This is a genomic window from Bradyrhizobium sp. Y36 (assembly GCF_002531575.1).
Classification (GTDB): Bacteria; Pseudomonadota; Alphaproteobacteria; order Rhizobiales; family Xanthobacteraceae; genus Bradyrhizobium.
This window is the reverse complement of sequence record NZ_NWTI01000013.1, coordinates 19,796-41,923: the sequence shown is the minus strand read 5'-3', so window position 1 is coordinate 41,923 and position 22,128 is coordinate 19,796. Positions and strand designations below refer to the sequence as shown.

At 65.2% G+C, this 22,128-nt stretch carries 21 protein-coding genes; 12 read left to right on the top strand and 9 right to left on the bottom strand.

Annotated elements, in window-relative coordinates; translation table 11 throughout:
* Entirely contained in the window at positions 1-2,694 is a 2,694-nt protein-coding gene (locus CO669_RS21110) for a bifunctional acetate--CoA ligase family protein/GNAT family N-acetyltransferase (protein ID WP_097661871.1), read from the top strand.
* 9 nt (positions 2,695-2,703) lie between these two features.
* On the opposite strand, the gene CO669_RS21105 is transcribed toward CO669_RS21110, so the two are convergent.
* Together CO669_RS21105 and CO669_RS21100 are read right to left on the bottom strand one after the other, a co-directional pair.
* On the bottom strand, positions 2,704-3,204 hold the full coding sequence (locus CO669_RS21105) for a hypothetical protein (RefSeq protein WP_097661870.1): 501 nt from the start codon (positions 3,202-3,204) through the stop codon (positions 2,704-2,706).
* Entirely contained in the window at positions 3,205-3,480 is a 276-nt protein-coding gene (locus tag CO669_RS21100) for a hypothetical protein (RefSeq protein ID WP_097662012.1), read from the bottom strand.
* A gap of 174 nt (positions 3,481-3,654) precedes the next feature.
* On the opposite strand from CO669_RS21100, the gene CO669_RS21095 reads away from it, so the two are divergent.
* The 3 genes from CO669_RS21095 to CO669_RS21085 are packed head-to-tail and all read left to right on the top strand — an operon-like array spanning position 3,655 to position 6,680.
* Positions 3,655-4,791: an ABC transporter permease gene (locus CO669_RS21095; RefSeq protein ID WP_097661869.1), complete on the top strand. Its 1,137-nt coding sequence runs from the start codon at positions 3,655-3,657 to the stop codon at positions 4,789-4,791.
* A 2-nt stretch (positions 4,792-4,793) separates the two neighbouring features.
* Positions 4,794-5,561 carry an ABC transporter ATP-binding protein gene (locus CO669_RS21090; RefSeq protein ID WP_198964157.1) on the top strand — a complete coding sequence of 256 codons (768 nt, stop codon included), beginning with the start codon at positions 4,794-4,796 and terminating at the stop codon, positions 5,559-5,561.
* A gap of 3 nt (positions 5,562-5,564) precedes the next feature.
* The gene (locus tag CO669_RS21085; RefSeq protein ID WP_097661867.1) at positions 5,565-6,680 is read left to right on the top strand and encodes an ABC-type transport auxiliary lipoprotein family protein; all 1,116 of its coding nucleotides are present in this window, start codon (positions 5,565-5,567) and stop codon (positions 6,678-6,680) included.
* 6 nt (positions 6,681-6,686) lie between these two features.
* Here the strand turns inward: CO669_RS21085 and CO669_RS21080 are convergent, their stop codons facing one another.
* Complete coding sequence (locus tag CO669_RS21080) at positions 6,687-7,004, bottom strand: c-type cytochrome (protein ID WP_097661866.1); 318 nt, start codon at positions 7,002-7,004, stop codon at positions 6,687-6,689.
* 152 nt (positions 7,005-7,156) lie between these two features.
* Between CO669_RS21080 and CO669_RS21075 the strand changes: the two genes are divergently transcribed.
* The 3 genes from CO669_RS21075 to CO669_RS21065 all read left to right on the top strand — a co-directional run bounded on the left by CO669_RS21075 (position 7,157) and on the right by CO669_RS21065 (position 9,091).
* Positions 7,157-7,870, top strand: coding sequence for a helix-turn-helix domain-containing protein (locus CO669_RS21075; RefSeq protein ID WP_097661865.1), 714 nt, complete (start codon positions 7,157-7,159; stop codon positions 7,868-7,870).
* A 93-nt stretch (positions 7,871-7,963) separates the two neighbouring features.
* The gene (locus CO669_RS36545) at positions 7,964-8,089 is read left to right on the top strand and encodes a hypothetical protein (RefSeq protein WP_283806800.1); all 126 of its coding nucleotides are present in this window, start codon (positions 7,964-7,966) and stop codon (positions 8,087-8,089) included.
* A gap of 273 nt (positions 8,090-8,362) precedes the next feature.
* Positions 8,363-9,091 (top strand): Crp/Fnr family transcriptional regulator, encoded by a 729-nt coding sequence (locus CO669_RS21065; protein ID WP_097661863.1) that lies wholly within the window; start codon positions 8,363-8,365, stop codon positions 9,089-9,091.
* A 4-nt stretch (positions 9,092-9,095) separates the two neighbouring features.
* Here CO669_RS21065 and CO669_RS21060 read toward each other — a convergent pair whose 3' ends face one another.
* Positions 9,096-9,878: a cyclase family protein gene (locus tag CO669_RS21060; RefSeq protein ID WP_097662011.1), complete on the bottom strand. Its 783-nt coding sequence runs from the start codon at positions 9,876-9,878 to the stop codon at positions 9,096-9,098.
* Positions 9,879-10,170: 292 nt separating this feature from the next.
* Here CO669_RS21060 and CO669_RS21055 point away from each other — a divergent pair, with 292 nt between their 5' ends.
* From CO669_RS21055 to CO669_RS21040, 4 genes are all read left to right on the top strand, one after another.
* Positions 10,171-11,142, top strand: a complete 972-nt coding sequence (locus CO669_RS21055) for a TRAP transporter substrate-binding protein (RefSeq protein WP_097661862.1) — start codon at positions 10,171-10,173, stop codon at positions 11,140-11,142.
* Between the two features lie 67 nt (positions 11,143-11,209).
* Positions 11,210-11,758, top strand: a complete 549-nt coding sequence (locus CO669_RS21050) for a TRAP transporter small permease (RefSeq protein WP_097661861.1) — start codon at positions 11,210-11,212, stop codon at positions 11,756-11,758.
* Positions 11,749-13,041, top strand: coding sequence for a TRAP transporter large permease (locus CO669_RS21045; RefSeq protein WP_097661860.1), 1,293 nt, complete (start codon positions 11,749-11,751; stop codon positions 13,039-13,041). Before CO669_RS21050 ends, CO669_RS21045 begins: the two co-directional genes overlap by 10 nt.
* Positions 13,042-13,063: 22 nt before the next feature.
* A complete protein-coding gene (locus tag CO669_RS21040; protein WP_097661859.1) occupies positions 13,064-13,870 on the top strand; it encodes an SDR family NAD(P)-dependent oxidoreductase in 807 nt (268 codons plus the stop codon).
* Positions 13,871-13,879: 9 nt separating this feature from the next.
* Here CO669_RS21040 and CO669_RS21035 read toward each other — a convergent pair whose 3' ends face one another.
* The 4 genes from CO669_RS21035 to CO669_RS21020 are packed head-to-tail and all read right to left on the bottom strand — an operon-like array spanning position 13,880 to position 18,163.
* Positions 13,880-14,578 (bottom strand): molybdate ABC transporter substrate-binding protein, encoded by a 699-nt coding sequence (locus CO669_RS21035; protein WP_097661858.1) that lies wholly within the window; start codon positions 14,576-14,578, stop codon positions 13,880-13,882.
* On the bottom strand, positions 14,575-16,707 hold the full coding sequence (locus CO669_RS21030) for a xanthine dehydrogenase family protein molybdopterin-binding subunit (protein ID WP_097661857.1): 2,133 nt from the start codon (positions 16,705-16,707) through the stop codon (positions 14,575-14,577). Before CO669_RS21030 ends, CO669_RS21035 begins: the two co-directional genes overlap by 4 nt.
* Positions 16,704-17,174 carry a (2Fe-2S)-binding protein gene (locus tag CO669_RS21025; protein WP_097661856.1) on the bottom strand — a complete coding sequence of 157 codons (471 nt, stop codon included), beginning with the start codon at positions 17,172-17,174 and terminating at the stop codon, positions 16,704-16,706. Before CO669_RS21025 ends, CO669_RS21030 begins: the two co-directional genes overlap by 4 nt.
* A gap of 14 nt (positions 17,175-17,188) precedes the next feature.
* On the bottom strand, positions 17,189-18,163 hold the full coding sequence (locus tag CO669_RS21020) for a Bug family tripartite tricarboxylate transporter substrate binding protein (protein ID WP_198964156.1): 975 nt from the start codon (positions 18,161-18,163) through the stop codon (positions 17,189-17,191).
* Positions 18,164-18,397: 234 nt separating this feature from the next.
* Between CO669_RS21020 and CO669_RS21015 the strand changes: the two genes are divergently transcribed.
* The gene (locus CO669_RS21015; RefSeq protein WP_097661855.1) at positions 18,398-20,494 is read left to right on the top strand and encodes a molybdopterin oxidoreductase family protein; all 2,097 of its coding nucleotides are present in this window, start codon (positions 18,398-18,400) and stop codon (positions 20,492-20,494) included.
* A gap of 235 nt (positions 20,495-20,729) precedes the next feature.
* Here CO669_RS21015 and CO669_RS21010 read toward each other — a convergent pair whose 3' ends face one another.
* Positions 20,730-22,094, bottom strand: a complete 1,365-nt coding sequence (locus tag CO669_RS21010) for a caspase family protein (RefSeq protein WP_097662009.1) — start codon at positions 22,092-22,094, stop codon at positions 20,730-20,732.
* Positions 22,095-22,128 lie beyond the last annotated feature (34 nt).

Sequence of the window (22,128 nt, the reverse complement as noted above, 5' to 3'; positions counted from 1 at the left end):
ATGTCAACCTATCGTCTGAACAACCTGCTGGCGCCGCGTTCGGTTGCGCTTGTCGGCGCGAGCGCTCGCCCGGTCTCGGTGGGACGCGCGGTTTTGGAGAACATTCACAAGGCTGAATTCAAGGGGCGGTTTGGCCTCGTCAATCCACGCCATGCGGAAATCGCCGGCGTCGCGGCGGTGAAGAGTCTGGACGCCCTGGACTTCGTTCCCGAGCTCGTGGTCATCACCGCGCCCGCGCGCGAAATCCCCGGCATCATCGACCAGGCCGGACGGCGCGGCACGGCAGGGGCCTTGATCGTCTCGGCCGGGCTTGGCCACGGACCGGGATCTCTGCACGATGCTGTCATCACCGCGGCCGGCAAATACGGCATGCGGCTGATCGGACCGAATTGCCTCGGCATCATGATGCCCGGGGTCAGCCTGAACGCCAGCTTTGCCGCGCATATGCCGGGGGCGGGCAGCCTCGCGCTGATCTCGCAATCGGGGGCGATCGCCGCCGGCATGGTCGATTGGGCTGCGCAGCGCGGCGTCGGCTTCTCCGGCATCGTCTCGATCGGCGACCAGATCGACGTCGACATTGCCGATCTGCTCGACTATTTCGCGATGGATCACAAGACCCGCGCGATCCTGCTTTATATCGAGTCCATCAAGGACGCACGCAAGTTCATGTCGGCGGCGCGCGCGGCCGCGCGCGTGAAGCCCGTCGTCGTGGTGAAGTCCGGCCGGATGGCGCAAGGCGCGAAAGCCGCGGCGACGCACACCGGCGCGCTCGCTGGCGCCGACGCCGTCTACGACGCGGCGTTCCGCCGCGCGGGCGTGCTGCGGGTCTCAGACCTGCGAGAGCTGTTCGATTGTGCCGAGACGCTCGGCCGTGTCGAATCGCCGACCGGAAAGCGTCTCGCCATCCTGACCAATGGCGGCGGCATCGGCGTGCTCGCCGTCGATCGACTGGTCGAGCTGGGCGGAATTCCGGCGACCATCTCGGCGGAGGCGCGCAAGAAGCTCGATGCGGCGTTGCCTCCGACCTGGTCCGGTGCAAATCCCGTCGACATCGTGGGCGACGCCGACGCCGCGCGCTATGCGGCGGCGCTTGAGGTGCTGTTGGCCGATCCCGACAATGACGCGGTTCTGATTCTCAACGTGCAGACGGCGATTGCCTCGGCGACCGAGATCGCCGCGATTGTGACGGAGCGCGTCGCGAAATATCGCGAGCAGCATCGCCGATGGGCCAAGCCGGTGCTGGCAGCCTGGATTGGCGCCGATCAGCACATCATTCAGGCGCTGTCCGGCGCCGGCATGCCGAACTATCCGACCGAAGACGACGCCGTGCGCGGCTTCATGCACCTTGTCCGGCACCGCGAAGTGGTCGAGGAGTTGAGCCAGGTTCCTCCCGCGATGCCCGACACGTTCATTCCGGACACAAGGGGCGCGAGGCAGATCGTCACCGCCGCGATCGCGGACGGCCGGCAATGGCTTGAGCCGGTCGAGATCAAGCACCTGCTCGAAGCTTACGACATCGCGATGGTGCCGACCAATGCGGCAGCCGATGTCGAGCAGGCGGTGGCCTATGCGAACGAAATCTTCGCGCAGGGCGGCACCGTCGTGCTGAAGATCCTGTCGCGGGACATCGTCCACAAATCCGACGTCGGCGGCGTCGTGCTCAATCTGACCACGCCGGAGGCCGTGCGTGCGGCCACCTCCGACATTCTCTGCCGGGCAAGAAAGCTGCGGCCCGAGGCCCGCATCGGTGGCGTCATCGTCCAGGCCATGGTCGTCAAGGCAAAGGCGCGCGAGCTGATCCTGGGCCTCGCCGACGATCCTACTTTCGGCACCGTCGTGGTGTTCGGCCGCGGCGGGACGGCGGTGGAGATCATCAACGACAAGGCCCTTGCGTTGCCGCCGCTGGACTTGCAGCTCGCCCGCGATCTGATCGACCGGACTCGCGTGTCGCGGCTGCTAAAGGCCTATCGCGACGTGCCCGCGGTCAAGCAGGATGCCGTGGCCATGGTGCTGGTCAAGCTGGCGCAGATGGCGGCCGACATCCCCGAGATCCGCGAATTCGACATCAATCCGCTGCTCGCGGACGAAACCGGCGTGACCGCGGTCGATGCCCGCGTCGCGGTCGGGGCGCCGCAACGGAAATTTGTCGGCTCCGGCCCGGCCAATTTCGCGGTTCGCGCCTATCCCTCGCAATGGGAGCGCCGCCTCAAGCTCAAGGACGACTGGCGCATCTTCGTGCGGCCGATGCGGCCCGAGGACGAGCCGACCATCCACGAATTCCTGCGCCACGTCACGCCACACGACCTTCGCCTGCGCTTCTTCGCGCCGATGAAGGAGTTTACCCACGAATTCATCGCGCGCCTGACCCAACTCGACTATGCGCGCGCGATGGCCTTCATTGCGTTCGACGAGGCCACCGGCGAAATGGTCGGCGTGGTGCGACTCCACTCGGATTCGATCTACGAGAGCGGTGAATATGCGATCCTGCTGCGCTCCGATCTCAAGGGCAGGGGGCTCGGCTGGGCCCTCATGCAGCTCATCATCAACTATGCCAAGTCGGAAGGGCTGAAAGTCATATCGGGCGACGTGCTCCAGGAGAACACCGTGATGCTCGAGATGTGCCGGCACCTCGGCTTTGAGGTCAAGCCGGATCCGGCCGAACCCGATATCTGCGACGTCAAATTGAAGCTCTGAGTGCGCCCGTCAGGGGTGCGCTTCGGCCGAACCTGCCGTGGCGGAAGTCTTGGTCGACGGCTTGGCCGTCGACCGCAGATTCTTCACGATGATTGCGATCAGCGGCACAAGCACCGGCACGATCGTGCTGAGCGGATGGTGCACCGCGCCCGACACCTGGGCCTGGAGTGCACGCGCCTCGAGTTGAAGGGCTTCGATGGAAGAGTCGTGGATTTCGCTGGCGAGCTCGATGTCGCGGCCGGACGGAGCGCGGCTGGCGATGGCGAAGAGTGCGGCCGCGATGGCGAAATTGACGGCGCCGAGGATGGCCGCGGCGGCAATCGCGCTCCAGATCTGGACCAGCGCGAAATAGGCCGACAGCTCCAGCATCAGAAGCCCGAATGCTGCGATCAATGCCGCAAAGGCGCGCAGGCCGAGGCCGACCAGCAGATGGCGCAGCCTGATGTCCGCGATGATCCTGTCGGTGCGCCACAGCGCGCGCAGATGTTTGACCACATTCTCGGTATTCACCTAATGTCTCCTCAGCATGAAGCCGACAACCACGCCGAGGGCGAAGGCGGAGGCGAGCGATGTGATCGGACGGTCCGCAATGAGGCCCTGAAGCTGCTCCTGCTCTTCCTCGACAGTCTCGCCCAGCTCGGTCAGGGCGACTCTGATCTGGTCGGCGAGCGCTTCGGCGCGATCTTTAGAGCTCTCGAACATCTCTTCGCCAGCGGTGCCCAGCAAGCGCGTGACGTCAAGCTTCAGCGCGCGCAATTCTTCGCTCATCCTGTCGCTGTTGAACATGGACTTGATATCCCCATTGAACGGACGCAAGCCTAGGGCCCGCGCACGCGATCGCGCTTGATTTGCGTCAATCGGCAGGGCAGGTCCGCGCTTGAGACAGGTCAAGCCGGCCGCCATATGCTGGCCTAGAAATGCCGTCTGAATGGGGACCGATTGTCCCGACGAGGTGGAAGCGTGAACCACGAACCGCTGTTGCTCGCAACGCCGTCCGGCGACGTGCTGAACCTGCGCCCCGAGGGGCCCTGGACCGCCGCGAATGTGGTGACGCTCGAGACCTTGTCCCGGTCTGTCGGCGCCGACGTCGATCGCTCGCGCGCCGTCACGCTGGACATGTCGGGCGTCAGCGCGCTCGATACGCTCGGTGCCTGGGTCCTGGAAAAACTGTCGCGCAGAGCAGCATCGTCAGGCAGGTCGGCCGAATTCGTCGGCGTCGCCGATCATTTCACCGGGCTGCTGGACGAGGTGCGCCAGGTCAACCGCCACACACCCGCTCCTGTGGCTGCGCCCAATCCGGTTTTGTCGAGGCTCGGCGATCTCGGCAAGTCCACCGTTGGCGCGCGGGAGGACATCACGATCTTCCTGCAAATGCTCGGCGCATTGTTCATGGCCGTGATCGGTGTGCTGCGCCGGCCGCGTTCGCTGCGGCTGACCTCGCTGGTCTATCAGCTCTACCGCATCGGATGGCAGGCAATTCCCATTGTCGCGCTGATCACGTTCCTGATCGGCGCCATCATCGCACAGCAGGGCTTCTTCCATTTCCGCAGATTCGGCGCGGAGTCCTATACCGTCGACATGGTCGGCATCCTGGTGCTGCGCGAGCTTGGCGTGCTCATCGTCGCCATCATGGTCGCCGGCCGGTCCGGCAGCGCCTACACCGCCGAGCTCGGCTCGATGAAGATGCGCGAGGAGATCGACGCGCTCTCGACCATGGGGCTCGATCCCGTCGACGTCCTGATCCTGCCGCGCGTCGCGGCCCTGATCATCGCGCTGCCCATCCTCACCTTCATCGGATCGGTTGCCGCGCTCTATGGCGGCGGTCTCGTCGCGCAGTTCTATGGCGACATGGGCCCGGCGATCTACATCGCGCGGCTGCACGAGGCCATCTCCGTCACGCATTTCGAGGTGGGCATCCTGAAGGCGCCGTTCATGGCGCTGGTGATCGGGATCGTGGCCTGTAGTGAGGGATTGCGCGTCAAGGGGAGCGCGGAGTCGCTCGGGCGGCAGACCACGACGTCGGTGGTGAAGTCGATCTTCCTGGTGATCGTGCTCGACGGCTTGTTCGCGGTCTTCTTTGCCTCGATCGGAATGTGACGATGGACGCATCGCAAGACCAGTTCGCGATCCGCGTCCGGGACCTCGTGGTCGGCTTCGGCCGCCAGACCGTGCTCGACCAACTGTCGCTCGACGTCCGCCGGGGCGAGATCCTCGGGCTGGTGGGAGCATCCGGCGGTGGCAAGTCGGTCCTGATGCGAACCATCATCGGCCTGATCCCGCGCCGGAGCGGGACCATCGAAGTCATGGGACAACCCACCGGCGGCCATGGCCGGGGCGCAGCCACGATATGGGGCATCCTGTTCCAGCAGGGTGCGTTGTTCTCCTCGCTGACAGTCCGCCAGAACGTGCAGTTTCCCTTGCGCGAAAACCTCGTCCTGTCGCAGGAGCTGATGGATGAGATCGCGATCGCCAAGCTCGAAATGGTCGGCTTGCGCGCTCAGGACGCCGACAAATACCCGTCAGAGCTGTCCGGCGGCATGACCAAGCGCGTGGCTCTGGCCCGTGCGCTCGCGCTCGATCCACCGATCCTGTTCCTCGACGAGCCGACCTCCGGCCTCGATCCGATCGCTGCCGGCGATTTCGACGCGCTGATCAAGACCCTGCAAAAGACGCTGGGCCTGACCGTGTTCATGGTGACCCACGACCTTGCGAGCCTGACCACGGTCTGCGATCGCGTCGCCGCGCTGGCCGACGGCAAGATCGTGGCGATCGGCCCGATGCGCGAATTGCTGCAATCCGAGCATCCCTGGGTGCGCGCCTATTTCCACGGCAAGCGCTCGCAGATGCTGCAACACGAAATGAGATAAGACATGGAAACCCGCGCTCCTTACGTGCTGATCGGCAGTTTCGTGCTGGCCGCGATCCTCGCGGTGTTCGGCTTCGTCTATTGGCTGAACAACACCGGCGGCATCGGACCGCGCACGAACTATCAGGTGCAGTTCCAAGGGCCGGTCCCCGGCCTCCTGGTCGGCGCCGGCGTGCTGTTCAACGGCATTCGCGTCGGTGAGGTGACCCAGCTCGGGCTCGCGCCCGACAACCCCCGCTTCGTCAATGCGACGATTTCGGTTGCAACAGCGACGCCGGTCCGCTCCGACACCAAGGTCGGTCTTGAATTCCAGGGCCTGACCGGCGTGCCGGTGGTGACGTTGGAGGGGGGCGTGATCGTCGCCAAGTCCGGTGACAAGTCCGGCGAGCCCCTGACCTTGATCGCGGAGGCCGGCGCCGGCCAGAGCATGACGCAGGCCGCGCGCGATGCGCTGCGGCGGGTCGACACGGTGCTTCAGGACAATTCCGGCCCGCTGAAGGACACGATCGCGAATTTCAAGACGTTCTCCGATGGGCTCGCGCGCAACACCGGCAAGATCGACGGCATTCTGGCCGGCCTGGAGAAAATGACCGGCGGCGGCGCCCCTGCGCAGAAGATTACCTACGATCTGCGCACCCCGCAGAACCTCGGGCCGGCCGGCAAGACGCTTTCCGCGTCGCTGGCCATTCCCGAGCCGAGCGCGGTGGCCATGCTGCAGACCCAGCGCATGCTGTTCGCGCCAGTTGGCGACAGGCCGGGCTTTGCCGACTTCCTCTGGGCCGACAGCATTCCGAAACTGGTGCAGGCGCGCCTGATCGACAGCTTCGAGAATTACGACATCGCCCACGCCCCCCTGCGCACGAGCGATCTCGGTCAGGCGGACTACCAGCTCCTGATCGACATCAGGCGCTTCCGGATCGCCACGGAGGGCGAGGCGAGGGTCGAGATCGCGCTGTCGGCACGGATCGTCGACAAGAACGGCAAGGTGGTCGCCTCGCGCCTGATCGAAGCCGGCGAGAAGCTCGACAAGGTCGAGCCGGCCGCTTCGGTTGCCGCCTTCGATGCGGCCTTTGCTCGCATCGCCAAGGAGCTGATCGGCTGGACCGTGCAGGCGGTGTAACGCCGTCTATTCCAGCGTCTTCAGGTAGGACAGAAGGTCGTGGATCTGGTCCGGACTGAGCTCGAAGGCCGGCATGTCGGCGTGACCGGTATAGATCCCCTCCGCCAGCGCCTCGCCGAGGGTCTCGATCGGGTAACGGCGATGCAGGGTGCGTAGCGGCGGCGCGCCCTCGAGCGGGCTGCGGGAGGCGCGGTCGATCGCGTGGCAGCGGGCGCAATTGGCCTTTGCAAAGGCCTTGCCGCGCTGTTCAGCGCTCGGGGCCGCCAGCGCCGGTGTCATCAGAAGCAGCCCAATCAGACCGTGACGCAGGGCGCGTTGCAGCATGGAAAGTGATCCCGTCGAAATCTGGAGCAGAATAAGACGGGGATGCCACTCAAATTTGATCTGAGTCAATTGGCTTTGGCGCAGTGCAGTAAAATGCCCCCGCGCGGTGGACTCGGCCTGGGGCCGGGGGCAGCCGGCGCGGGGAGCGGTGGATGAAGCCTTCCGTGGTCATGATTGAGCCGAACGGACATTTTTGCAGCGATTGTGCCGTACGCGGTGCGGCGGTTTGTTCGTCACTGGATGCGGCCGAGCTCAGGGAGTTCGAGCATCTCGGGCGCCGCGTTCATTTTGACGGAGGCGAGACCGTGTTCTCCGAGGAGGACATCACGACCTCGTTCTACAACGTTCTCGAAGGCGTCATGCGGCTGTACAAGCTGCTGCCAGACGGCCGCCGGCAGATCGTCGGTTTTGCCTTGCCCGGCGACTTCCTGGGGATGAACATATCCGGCCGGCATAATTTTTCCGCCGATGCGATCGGCGTCGTGACCGTGTGCCAGTTCGCCAAAGCCCCGTTCGGCCGCTTCATCGAAGACCGGCCGCAGCTGCTCAAGCGGATCAACGAGCTGGCCATTCGCGAGTTGAGCCAGGCGCGCGACCATATGGTGCTGCTCGGGCGTCGTTCGGCCGACGAGAAGGTCGCGACCTTTCTGCTCGGCTGGCGCGAACGGCTGGTCGCGCTCAAGGGTCTGTCGGACACGGTTCCGCTTCCGATGAGCCGTCAGGACATCGCCGACTATCTCGGCCTGACCATCGAAACCGTCAGCCGCACCTTCACCAAGCTGGAGCGTCACGGCGTGATCGAGATCATCCACGGCGGCATCAGCCTGCTCGACCCCGCGCGCGCCGAGGCGCTGGCCGCAGCCTGACAGTCCGTTCGCGACGCCCTGACGTTTTTGATCTCAATCAATGACGTCGGCCGGCTGCGGCAAAACAATGCCTCAAATTATCGGGAGGGGATGATGCCTGCTGACGCGTTGCTGGTAACCGTTGTCGTCGTCGCGATCTTCGTCGGATTTGCCGCAGCCTTGGCTTACGCGGACCGGCAGACCAGCTCAGGCCGGCTCGATCCGGATTCCAAAAGCTGACGTTTTCCAGGTTCCTGGTCAGTCAGGCAGGTCGACGCTCGTCCGGCCGGCTCCGCCGACGTGTTAGCGCCTCAACGCAATCAAGCTTGCGCGGCCTGCAACTCTGCATCGATTAGAGCGCATCGGCGCATCCTTCGGATGCGGCCCTCCGGCTTGACCGCGGCTTTTTCGCGGCATTTGCCTCAAACCGCGCATGTGCTTTCCGGTTGAAAAGCCTGATAACGTTGACTACGCAGGAACGACAGTGCCTCGCAGTCTTAGGAGCCCCGCGGCGTGCCTCAGGACAAGACCGGCGACCCCCGACAGTCGGCGGGCAACAAATTATCGGTCCTGCGCAAGCACCCGATCTTCGCGGATCTGGAGCCGGAAGCGCTCGATCAGCTCTGCCGCTACGCCAAGCACACCAGCGTCAAGCGCGGCGCGACGATCGCCGCCAAGGGCGATCCCGGCAACAATCTGTTCGCGGTGATCTCGGGGACGGTGAAGATTTCCTCATCCTCACCGGATGGCCGGAACGCCATTCTCAACCTGATCGGTCCCGGAGAGATCTTCGGCGAGATCGCGGTGCTCGATGGCGCGCCGCGTTCGGCGGACGCGACCGCCAACACCAATTGCGAGCTCTACATCATCGATCGCAGGGACTTCCTGCCGTTCGTGAAGAGCCAGCCGGCGCTGGCGATGAAATTCATCGAGCTGCTCTGCGCGCGTCTGCGCTGGACCAGCCAGCAGGTCGAGCAGGTGATCCTGCAGAATCTGCCGGGGCGGTTGGCGAGCGCGCTGCTCGGCCTCACCGAGGAGCGCAAGTTCGATTCCGGCAGCGGCACGCTCGCCATCACGCAGCAGGAGATCAGCGAGATGGTGGGGATGACGCGCGAGAGCATCAACAAGCAATTGCGCGCCTGGGCCGGCCGCAACTGGGTTCGCCTCGAGCACGGTGCCATCGTCGTGCTCGACACCGATGCGCTGCGTGAACTCGCCGAGAGCGGCCTCGACGGCGAGTGATGCCTCAGGGCTGATCGTCAATGATGGCGACGGCGCGAGTCCAGCCCGCCGAGGCGCGCTCGATCTTCACCGGAAAGCATGAGACCGTGAACCCGGTCGATGGCAATTGGTCGAGATTGTGCAGCTTTTCGAGATGGCAATAGCCGATGTGCCGTCCTGCCTTGTGGCCTTCCCAGATCAGGCCGGCGTCTTTGGTCTCGGCATATTTCTTCGCAGTGTAGACGAACGGCGCGTCCCAGCTCCAGCCGTCGGTGCCGGTCAGCCGCACGCCGCGTTCGAGCAGATACATGGTGGCCTCATAACCCATGCCGCAGCCGGAATTGACGTATTCGTCTTTGCCGAATTTCGCGCCGGCGCTGGTGTTGACGACGACGATCTCCAGCGGCGACAGCGTGTGTCCGATGCGCTTCAGCTCCCTCTCGACGTCCTCGGGGCCAGCCACATAGCCGTCCGGCAGGTGTCGGAAGTCGAGCTTCACGCCGGGTTGAAAGCACCATTCCAGCGGGACCTCGTCGATCGTCCATGATCGCTCGCCGCGATTCATGGTCGGGTGGAAGTGCCAGGGCGCGTCGAGATGCGTGCCGTTATGGGTCGACAGCGAGACCTGTTCGACGGCCCAGCCCTGTCCGTCCGGCAAATCCTGCGCCTTGAGCCCATCGAAGAACTGCAGCATGCGGGGCAGGCCCTGCTGGTGATCGATGTACTGGATGGTTGGATGGTTGCCGGGCGGATCGGCCGTCACGTCGTTTTTGAGCGGCACCGAGATGTCGATCAGCTTCCGCGGCATGGGCATTCCTTCGAGACGGTCCGCTGTTTCGGTCATCTTGAGGGCCCCCCATCGGCCGCGTCAAGTCACGTGCCGGCGAAGCAGGCCGTTCTGCCGCTTCCACAACGAGGCGAATTGAGCCAGATTGATCGATGCAACTGTTGCATCGATCAATGCCGGAATTGGCTTGGACAGGGAATGCCGCGCGCCCTACGGACGATATTGGCGCTTGACTTCAAACTTGGAGTAGAGCGACCCAAGGCGGCCCTCAGGCTGCCGACAACGACATAATCAACCCAGGAGGAAAGCTCAGATGAAGACACTGACCGGTATCGTCACAGCCGTTGCGCTGGCACTCACAGCCCCCCTGGCGACCGCGCGCGACTTCCGCTCCGCCGACGTCCATCCCGCCGATTATCCGACCGTCGAGGCCGTCAAGTTCATGGGCAAGCAGCTCGCAGCGGCGAGCGGCGGCAAGCTCGGCGTCAAGGTGTTCCCCAACGGAGCCTTGGGCTCGGAGAAAGACACCATCGAGCAGCTCAAGATCGGCGCGCTCGACATGATGCGGATCAACGCATCGCCCCTCAACAATTTTGTGCCCGAAACCATCGCCCTCTGCCTGCCGTTCGTGTTCCGCGACACGCAGCACATGCGCACCGTGCTCGACGGGCCGATCGGCGACGAGATCCTGGCGGCCATGGAGCCCGCGGGCCTGATTGGCCTTGCCTATTACGACAGCGGCGCGCGCTCGATCTACACGGTGAAGGCGCCCGTCAAGTCGCTCGCCGATCTCAAGGGCCTGAAGATCCGCGTCCAGCAATCCGACCTGTGGGTCGGCATGATCCAGAGCCTCGGCGCCAACCCGACTCCGATGCCCTATGGCGAGGTCTATACCGCGCTCAAGACGGGACTGGTCGATGCGGCTGAGAACAACTGGCCGTCCTACGAATCCTCCCGCCATTTCGAGGCCGCCAAGTTCTACAACGTCACCGAACATTCCCTCGCACCCGAAGTCCTCGTGATGTCCAAGAAGGTCTGGGACGCGCTGAGCAAGGACGATCAGGCCATGGTCCGCAAGGCGGCCAAGGAATCGGTGCCGGTCATGCGCAAGCTCTGGGACGAGCGCGAGCAGGCCTCCCGCAAGACCGTCGAGGCGGCCGGCGTCCAGGTCGTGACGGTGGCCAACAAGCAGGAGTTCGTCGACGCGATGAAGCCGGTTTACGACAAGTTCGCCGGTGACGAGAAGCTGAAGGGCCTCGTCAAGCGTATCCAGGACACGAAGTAAACCAGGGCGGTACAGGGTCCGGCGTCGCCGCAAGGCGACATCGGACCCTCACGAGGGGAGACGCGGGATGACGGACCCACACGTCGCGGATCACGAGCACGACGCGGTCAGCCGCCCGTCCTCCGTCTTGCTGTCGCGGATCAATGCACCGATTGCGCGCGTGGGCATGTACCTGTCCGTAGCCGGACTGCTCGTCATCGTCGCCATCGTCTTCTACCAGGTGTTCGGACGCTACGTGCTCAATTCCAGTCCGACCTGGACGGAGAACCTCGCGCTGGTTCTGATCCTCTACGTCACGCTGATCGGTGCTGCCGTCGGCGTGCGCGATGCCGGGCACATCGGCATGGACAGTCTCCTGGTGATGCTTCCCGACCGGGCGCGAGAGAAGATCGAGATCGTGATCCACGTTCTGGTCGCCATCTTCGGCGTCGCCATGGCCTATAACGGCTGGATCCTCGGCGCCTCGGTCGGCACCGTGAAGATCCCCAATCTCGGCCTGCCCGAGGTCATCCGCTACGTGCCGCTGATCGCCTCCGGGCTCCTGATCGTCTCCTTTTCAATCGAGCACATCATTGCTCTCCTGCGCGGCGAAGAGGTCGTCCCCTCATGGAACTGATCATCCTCGGCGCCACGTTCTTCGGCTTCCTGATCCTCGGCGTCCCCGTCGCCTTCGCGATCGGCCTCTCGGCCATCTGCACCATCCTCTACGAAGGCCTGCCGGTCGCCGTCATCTTCCAGCAGATGATGTCGGGGATGAACATCTTCTCCTTCCTCGCCATTCCGTTCTTCGTCTTCAGCGGTGAGCTGATGCTGCATGGCGGCGTCGCCGACAAGATCGTGCAGCTGGCCAAGAATCTGGTCGGGCACATCCGCGGCGGTCTCGGCATGTCGAACGTGGTCGCCTGCACGCTGTTCGGCGGCGTCTCCGGCTCGCCCGTGGCCGACGTTTCGGCGATGGGTGCGGTGATGATCCCGATGATGAAGAAGGAAGGCTTCGACACCGACTACGCCGTCAACGTCACCACCCACGCCTCGCTGGTCGGGGCCTTGATGCCGACCAGCCACAACATGATCATCTATGCGCTCGCCGCCGGCGGCAAGGTGTCGATCGGCGCCCTGATCGCGGCCGGCCTGCTGCCGGCGATCGTGCTGATGGTGTGCATGCTGGTCGCCGCCTACGCGGTCGCGGTGAAGCGCGGTTATCCCGCCGGAAAATTCCCGGGCTGGGCCGAGGTCGTCCGCTCGTTCGCGGCCGCGCTGCCGGGCCTCCTGATCGTCGGCATCATCCTCGCGGGCATCCTGTCCGGCGTCTTCACGGCAACGGAATCGGCGGCCGTTGCCGTCACCTACACGATCCTGCTGACGTTCTTCATCTACCGCACCATGACCCTGCAGAACTTCCTGCGCGCCGCCGCCAAGGCGGTGAAGACGACGGGCGTGGTGCTGCTGCTGATCGGCGTCTCCACGATGTTCCAGTATCTGATGGGTCTCTACGAAGTCGCCGACTTCGCCGGCGACCTCATGAGCAAGGTGTCCTCGCAGCCCTGGATCATCTTCCTGCTCATCAACATCATCCTGTTCGTGCTCGGCACCTTCATGGACATGGCGGCGACCATTCTGATCTGCACCCCGATCTTCCTGCCGATCGCGATGAAGGCGGGCATGGATCCGGTGCAGTTCGGCATGCTGATGCTGATCAACTGCGCGCTGGGACTGAACACCCCGCCGGTCGGAACCACGCAGTTCGTCGGCTGTGCCATCGGCGGCATTTCGGTGGGCGCGGTGATGCGCACCATCCTGCCGTTCTACGCCGCGCTGATCGCAGCCCTGATGTTCGTGACCTACGTCCCCGCATTCTCGCTGTGGCTGCCCCGCCTGCTGATGGGCTACAAGGGCTAGCAGCAACGCAGGAGACCACTCAGTGACGGACTATCGCAAGCTCTTCGATCTCACCGGCAAGACGGCCGTGGTGCTCGGCGCCGCCTCGGGGATCGGCAAATCATCGGCCGAGGCGCTGGCCGGGCTCGGGGCCCGTGTGGTCTGCGCCGATCGCGCGCTTGACGCCGCGGAGGCGACCGCTGCCGGCATCCGCGACAAGGGCGGCTGGGCGGAAGCAGCTGCTTGCGACGCCGCGAGCGCTGCGGACGTCAACGCGCTGGCGAAAACCGTGATGCAGAAGTTTCCGCGGCTCGACATCGCCGTGACGACGCCCGGGCTCAACATCCGCAAGACCATCCTCGACTACACCGAGGAGGATCTCGATCGCGTCCTCAATCTGAACGTCAAGGGCACCGTCTGGTTCTTCCAGGCCTTCGGCCGCATCATGGTCGCGCAGAAGGGCGGCAGCATCATCGCCTGCTCCTCGGTGCGCGCGGTGACGATCGAGCCGGGTCTCGGCGTCTACGGCTCGACCAAGGCGGCGATCGGCCTCCTGGTGAAGGGCTTTGCCTCCGAGGTCGGCCATGCCGGCGTGCGCGTCAACGCGATCGCGCCGAGCATCGCCGAGACCGCGCTCACCGGTCCGTTCAAGCAGCGCCCCGACATCTACAATCTCTATGCCGGCCATACCGTGTTCAACCGCTGGAGTAGCGCCGACGAGGTCGCGACCGCCGTCGCCTATCTCGCCTCGGATGCCGCGAGCTATGTCAGCGGCAGCACGCTGTTCGTCGATGGCGGCTGGACCGCCGTCGATGGTCCGCCGACCGGGCTTACACAGCTGCACAAATAGGCCGGCCGTTCAGCCGGCAAAGCCCACGCGCTGGCGCAGCTCCCTGCTGTCTGCGCCGGTCAGTAGCGCGACCAGCGCGGCGGCCTCCTTCGGATGCGCGGCGCGCGCGGTCACGCCGGCCGTATACATCGTCACCAGTTCGCAACCCGGCGGCAGCGCACCTGACAGCGCGATGCCGTCGGTCGCGATGATCTCGGTCGCCTGGGTGCAGCCGATTGGTCGCGTCGCGGGCGAATTCGCCAGCTCACGCATCGCTGTTGCGCCGTTCGGAAAGATCTTGAGGCGCGAGGCGACCTCATAGGCGATGCCGAGCTGGTCCAGCACCCTTGCAACGTGCTGTCCTGCGGTGGAAGCCTTCGTATCCGGAACGTAGATCGCGTCAGCAGAACGCAGCACGTCGCGCAGATCGGATTCGGTCCTCACCATCACCTTGGGATCGCGGCTGCGGACGGCTAGCGCCGTCTCGACCCTGCCGACGTCGGCGATCGAGGAGGGGACGACGAGCGCTTCGGCGGCGAGCTTTGCCAGCAGCACCTGTGTCAGGATCACGAGGTCGGCCGGCGCACCGGCGCGCAGCTTGTCGGCCATGATGCCGACCGCGCCGAACTCGCCGTCGATGCCGAAACCGGTCTGCGCCTTCAAGGCCTCCGCAAGTCCGCGCACCAGGCCTTGGGCCGCGCCGCCGCTCAAAATGTTCACTGTCGTCACGATGCCAGCTCCATGGCTGCAATGATCCTGTCGCGGGTGATCGGCAGGTCGCGCACGCGCACGCCGAGGCAGTCGAACACCGCATTCGCGATCGCCGCCGTCACCGGGCCGTGCGCGGCCTCGCCGGCGCCGACCGGCTCGATCTCCGGCCGCTGGATGATCTCGACATCCACTGCCGGCACCTCGCTGAAGGTCAGGATCGGATAATCGGTCCAGGAAGTCGAGGTGATGCGCGTCCGGTCGAAGCGGACGCGCTCCTTCAGCACCCAGCTCGTGGCCTGGATCGCACCGCCTTCGATCTGGTTGATCACGCCGTCCGGGTTGATGGCCTCGCCGACATCGACCGCGAGCGTCAGCCGCTTCACGCGGATGTCGTCGGTGCCCTCGATTTCGGCAATTGCGGCGCAATAGGCGCCGGTGTTCTTGTAGCGGGCGAAGCCGACGCCATGACCGATGCCGGGCCGCTTCTGCGGCTTCCATCCGGCGCGCCGCGCCGCGGTGCTGATGACGTCGCGCGCGCGCTGGTCGCGCAGGTGCCGCAGGCGCAACGCGATGGGATCCTCGCCGCGCAAGGCGGCGATCTCGTCGAGCAGGGACTCGATGGCGAAGACATTGCCTTGCCCGCCCAGTGTCCGCAGCGCCGAGGTCCGCACCGGCATGGTCAGCAGCCGGTGACTGGTGATCGTCCAGGCCGGGAGATCGTACAGCGGAACGGAGTTGCGATCGCCGCCGCCGCCATTGGCCGCCGGCGGGTCGGTCGAGATCATGCGCGGATAGGGATTTGCGATCTCGGTTGCGGCCAGCAGCGCCGGCTGTGCGGCACGCCCCGGCCTTGCCGTGTGACCGTTGCTCCAGATCGCATGACGCCAGCCGACGATCTCGTTGTCGGCGTCGAGATCGGCCTCGATCTCGATGGCCATCGCCGCGCCAAACGGGGCGTGAGACATCTCGTCATGGCGCGACCACTGCACGCGCACCGGTCGCCCATCGGCCGCCTTCGCCAGCAGCACGGCGTCGAGTGCGACGTCGTCGGCCGCATTGTGCCCGTAGCAGCCGGCCCCCTCCATGTGCTCGACCACGATATTCTCGGTCGGGAGCTTGAGGACGATCGCGAGATCGGCGCGGAGCGGGTAAACACCCTGGCTGTGCGTCCAGACATGGACGTGGTCGCCGTCCCATTGGGCCATCGCACAGGAAGGTGCGATTGAGCCATGTGCGATGTAAGGGCGGGTGTACTGCCGGCGGAGGGTTTGGGCGGGCTTGCGCGCCGGCTCCGCCGTCCTGATGTCGATGATGGTGGTCTCGACCGGTTGGCTCCTGAGAAAACCCGGCAGATCGTCTTCATCCGGCAGCGGCTCGCCGGCCGACCATGTCGCGGCCTTGCGCAAGGCCTTGAGTGCAGTTTCCGCCGCCGTCCCGCTGTCGGCGACCACGCCGGCAAAGCCGCCGTCGCGGACGATCGCAACGAGGCCCGGGACGACGCGCGCAGCCTCCTCATTGAGCGCCGTCAGTTTGGCGCCCGAGATATCCGGCCGCAGCACGCGCCCGTGCATCAACCCCGGCAGCGCGCAGTCATGGATGAAGCGTGGCCGCGCGAACACCTTGTCGGGAATGTCGATACGCTGGAGCGAATGTCGGGCGACGCCGCGCTTGGCGACGCTCTTCGCGCTCGCATCGGCGGTGATATCGTAGTCCAGCGAGACATCCCCGGCAAGCTCCCAATAGCTGGTCCTGACATTGCCGGGGCCCGAGATGGTGCCGTCCTCGACATCGAGCAGCGCTGCATCGACGCCGAGGCGTTCCGATGCCGCGGCGAGGAAGCGCCGGCGCACCTCGGCGCAGATGTGCCGCAGCGCGCGGCCGGACTGCTGGATCGACAGGCTGCCCGAGGTGACGCCTTCGTTCGGGCTCATGGCCGTCGAGGCGCGGATCATGTCAATGCGGCCGATATCGACGTCAAGCTCATCCGCCGCGATCTGTGCCAGGGCCGTGACGATGCCCTGGCCGATCTCGACCTTGCCGGGCGAGATCGCCACACGACCTTCGCCGGTGAGTCGCACCCAGGACGACAGTCTTGGATTGGCCGCAAGACTGACCGGCAATTTCGCGGCAGGGGACGACGTGCTCATGACGCCGCCATCTCCGCCGCCGCGCGGAGCACGGCGCGGACCATGCGATTATGCGACCCGCAGCGGCACAGGTTGCGATCCAGTGCGGCTCGGACCTCTGCCTCCGTCGGCGACGGATTGCGCGTGAGCAGCGCCGCGGCGCTGACGAGGATTCCGGATGCGCAATAGCCGCACTGCATCGCCTGTTCGGTGATGAAGGCGCGCTGTAGCGGATGCGGACGCTCTGCGGTCCCGAGGCCTTCGACCGTGACGACCTCCTTGCCCGCGACCGACCACATCGGCATGTCGCAGGACGTCATCGCGCGGCCGTCGACCATGACGTGACAGGCGCCGCACTCGCCGGCACCGCAGCCGAAATGCGGGCTGGTGACGTCGAGCCGGCCGCGGAGCACATCGAGCAACGCCCGGTCGGAATCGGCTTCCACGACGATTGGCGTGCCATTGAGCTGGAATTGGACGGTGGGCATTACGTGTTGTGGCCTCAGGACTTGTCGAACTTCTTGACGACGTCGGCCCATTTCTCGATGTCGCCGCGCAGGAACTTGTCGAATTCCGCGGGTGTCATCGACATGGGGACGGCGCCCTGTTCGGTCCAGAGCTTGACGATATCGGGTCGCTTCACCATTGCGTTGACGGCCGCATTGAGCTTGTCGATCACGGGCTTCGGCGTGCCTGATGGTGCCATCAGGCCGAGCCAGATCGTCGCCTCGTAGCCTGCTACACCCGCCTCGATCGCGGTCGGCACGTTCGGTAACACGGTCGATCGCTGCTTGCCGGTGGTGGCGAGCGCGCGGACCTGGCTCTCGGCGATGTTCGGCGCCATCGCCGGCACCGCGTCGATCATCATCTGCACCTGTCCACCGATCACGCCGCTGCGGGCCTCGCCGCTGTTGCGATAGGGAACATGGACGATGTCGATGCCGGCCATGGCTTTGAACAGCTCGCCGGCCATGTGATAGGGCGTGCCCTGACCGGAGGAGGCGTAGTTCAGCTTGCCCGGTTGCGCTTTGGCGAGTGCGATGAACTCGGCCAGCGTCTTCGCCGGAACCTGAGGGTTCACCACGATGACGAGATCGGAATAGTTCACGGGCGCGATCGGCGCGAGGTCGCGCATCAATTCGTATTTGCGCTTGTCCGGCGTGAGCAGCGATTCATTTGCCGTCTGGGTGTTGGACATCATCAGCAGCGTGTAGCCGTCGGCCGGTGATTTCGCCGCCTCGACCGTGCCGATGACGCCGCCGGCGCCGGTGCGGTTCTCGATGACGAAGGGCTGGCCCAAACTCTCCTGGAGCACATTGCCGATCAGCCGGGCTGCGACGTCGGCCGGCCCGCCGGCACCGAACGGCACGACGATCCGCACTGCATGGGACGGATAATCCTGCGCGGACGAGGGGGCGGCCGGGACTACGGCGAGCAGGCCGGCAGCCAGCGCCAGCATGAAGCTTCGGGCTGTCATGCCCACCTCCCTGATAACGTTCTTGTTGGCCGGCACTGTAACGGCTGGGAATACGGGCTGTCGACGCCTTACAAAGGCGGTCGGGCGGGGAATATCGGGAGGTCTTCGGTGTGATTGCGCCGCCCTTCGCGGTCGCAGCAGGAACCGCAGTCGCGCACGGTTTGAGCAAATCGCATGGGCGTTGCCGGATAAATGCCCTCGGCTGACAGGTATTTTGGTGTTACGAACTGGGACATGAACCAGCACGCCAAAATCGAAATCCGCCATTCGACCTGTCCGCACGATTGCCCGTCGGCCTGTGCCCTCGACGTCGAAGTGGTCGAGGGCCGCAGCATCGGCCGTGTCCGAGGTTCGAAGCGACAGACCTACACGGCCGGTGTCGTCTGCGCCAAGGTCGCCCGCTACGCTGAGCGCATCCATCACCCCGAGCGGGTGACATTTCCGATGCGCCGCGTTGGGCCCAAGGGCTCGGGGCAATTCGCGCTCATCTCCTGGGACGAAGCGTTGGACGAGATCGCGGAGCGCTTCAATGCGGCCGAGCGCGAGTTCGGCGCGGAATCGATCTGGCCCTATTACTACGCCGGCACCATGGGCCTCGTGATGCGCGACGGTCTCAACCGTCTCACCCATGTGAAGAGATATTCGCGCTTCTACCAGACCATCTGCGCCAATGTCGCCCGCATCGGCTTTGCGATCGGCACCGGCAAGATCGCCGGCGTCGATCCGCGCGAGATGGCGCTGTCCGATCTCGTCGTGATCTGGGGCACCAATCCCGTCAACACCCAGGTCAACGTGATGACGCACGCCGCCCGCGCCCGCAAGGAGCGCGGCGCGGAGATCGCGGCGGTCGACATCTACGACAACGAGACGATGAAGCAGGCTGACATCAAGATCATCCTGCGGCCCGGCACCGACGGTGCCTTCGCCTGCGGCGTGATGCACGTCCTGTTCCGCGACGGCTATGCCGATCGCGCCTATCTGGACAAGTACACCGACTGCCCCGCCGAGCTCGAGGCGCATCTGCAGACACGCACGCCGGAATGGGCGTCCGCGATTTGCGGCGTGCCTGTTGCGGAAATTGAAGCCTTCGCCAAGGCCGTCGGCGAGACCAAGCGCAGCTTCTTCCGCTTTGGCTACGGTTTTACGCGCAGCCGCAACGGCGCCACGCAGATGCACGCGGCCAATTGCATTCCCGCGGTGACCGGTGCCTGGCAGTATGAAGGCGGCGGCGCCTTCTTCAACAATTACGCGCTGTGGCATTTCAATGAATCCATCATCGAAGGCCACGATGCCATCGACCCGAGCGTCCGCGCCCTCGACCAGTCCAAGATCGGGCGCATCCTCACCGGCGATGCCGAGGCCCTGCTGGGCAAGGGACCGGTCAAGGCGATGCTGATCCAGAACACCAATCCGATGACGGTGGCGCCTGAGCAGGCGCTGGTGCGGCAGGGCTTTGCGCGCGAGGATCTGTTCGTCGCGGTGCACGAGCAGTTCATGACGGAGACGGCCGAGATGGCCGACATCGTGCTGCCGGCGACCATGTTCATGGAGCACGACGATCTCTATTACGGCGGCGGCCACCAGCACATCTCGGTGGGTGCGAAGCTGATCGACCCGCCCGGCGAATGCCGCTCCAACCACGAGGTGTTGCAGGCGCTGGCCCCACGGCTTGGCGCCAGGCACCGGGGCTTCGAGATGACGCCGCGCGAATTGATCGACGCGACGCTGAAGCTGAGCAATCACGGCGACATCGGCGGCCTCGAAGCCGACATCTGGCGCGACCTGCAGCCGGACTTCCGCACCTCGCATTTCCTCGATGGTTTCGCGCATGCCGACGGGAAATTCCACTTCAAGGCCGATTGGGCGCATCCGCCGTTCGGTGTCACGATGGGCGATGTCGACAGCATGCCGTCGCTGCCGGACCATTGGGCCGTGATCGAGCACACCGACCGGGCCCATCCGTTCCGGCTTGCGACCAGCCCTTCGCGCAGCTTCCTCAACACCACCTTCAACGAGACGCCCTCGTCGCAGGCGCGCGAGGGCAAGGCGAGCGTTATGATCCATCCCCTGGATGCCGCCGCGCTCGACATTGCCGACGGCGACGCCGTGACGCTCGGCAACACCCGCGGCGAGACCACGCTTGTGGCGACGCTGTTCGAGGGCGTGCGGCGCGGCGTGCTGATCGCGGAATCCGTTCACCCCAACAAAAACCATATCGGCGGGCGCGGCATCAACATGCTGACGGGCGCCGAAACCGTCGCGCCGATTGGTGGGGCCGCCTTCCACGACAACAAGGTCTGGATCAAGAAAGCTGATCGACTCGCTTCTTGACCTCTCCTGCCTCCGCTGTGGAATCGTATCCGGGAAGACGTGGCGCGAAACTCGCCCGCGGCTATCCTTCGAGACGCCCGTCTGCGGCGGGCCCTCAGGATGAGGGCGGAGAATGCTGCAGCACTTTCTAGGGGGCTCCGATGCAACGAAGCTTCATCCTGAGCAGCGCGCCCTTGCGCGCGTCTCGAAGGACGAGCCGCTTGCTCGACTGCCTTTTCGAAACGTCAAGCACAGCTCACGGCACACACTCCGTGACGCCATAGCCTGCAAACTCCTTCGCGATATCGGGGTTCATGGACTTCGCCTGCGCGATGTCGGTGGCGCCGTCGCCGCCGCCTCTGCGGGTGGCGATGCCCCGGCCGAACAGCGACGATGACGAGCGTGGGTTGCGCTGAATTGCGTCGGTGTAGTCCTTGATCGCCTCATTGGTTCGGCCGAGCTTGAGGTTGACGAGCCCACGGCTATCGAGCGCATCGCTCAAGCCGGGATCGATCTGGAGCGCCAGGTTGCAGTCGGCCAGTGCGCCCTGCAGATCGCCGGTCGCAGCGCGCGTCCAGCAGCGATTGTTGAGCGCCTCGCCATCCCCGGGATTCCTGCGGATCACGACGTCGAAATCCTGCATGGCGAGCGCGTAGGCGCGCTTGATCGCATAGACCTGGCCGCGCTTGTAGCGCGAGACGATGTCATTGGCGTTCGCGGCGATCTTGCGGCTGAGATCGGCGACGACCGGATCCCGGGCGAGATCGTCGGCGCTGGGCGTGGGCTGTGCTTGCGGCGCCTCGCAGGCCGGCTTTTGGGGCTTCGTCGGCGCCGGGTCGCCGGCCTTGTTGTCGGAAGGCTGGGCTACTGACCCTGCAAACGAGAATTCCGTGGTCAGCGAGGATGACAGCCACGGCACCTGGTCCCGCTTGGTGGCGGCCACCACGCCGTTCTTGGTGTTGGTCAGGGCCTGCTCGGCGGTGATGTTCGGGGCGCGGATCTCGCGAAGCAGCTCGGCGACGAACAGGCTGTGATCGGTCTTGCCCCCGGCCGCGGCCGCGCCGAGTGCCGCGGAGTAGAGCACCAGCGAATTGCTCGGCGCGATCGCCGGCGCAAGGCCGGCCGAATAGCGGCGGAAGCGCCGCTCGAACGGATTGCGGCGCGAGGCGTCGATCAGCGCGATCTTGATCGCCGCGCCGCGGGTGTTCATCTCGGCCAGAATGGTGTCGAGGCTGAAGCCGTCGCGCGCCACGTCCGGCTCGGTCCAGATCTGCGCGTCGACCGGAAGCAGATAGGTTTGCCGGTTGGATTGGATGGCAAAGCCGTCGAAGAAGATCAGCGCCACCGTGCCGCGTTCGATGCGGGCATAGAAGCGGTCCAGCACCTGCCGCATCGTGTCGCCCGTGAGATTGCTCTGGAGGTCGACGACGAAGCCGCTGCGCTTCAATTCTTCAGTGACGTCCCGGGCGTCGTTGGCGACGTCGTTCAGCACGAATTCATTGTCGGGATATCTGGCGTTGCCGATCACCAGCGCGAGCTTGGCGGCATCGGCCGCGCGGCTTGCGGGGCTCGCGCCGACTGCGAGCAGGCCTGCCAGCAACAACATCATTCCAGCGCGCATGAAATGGCTCATTGGTGATCACAATCTCCGGTCA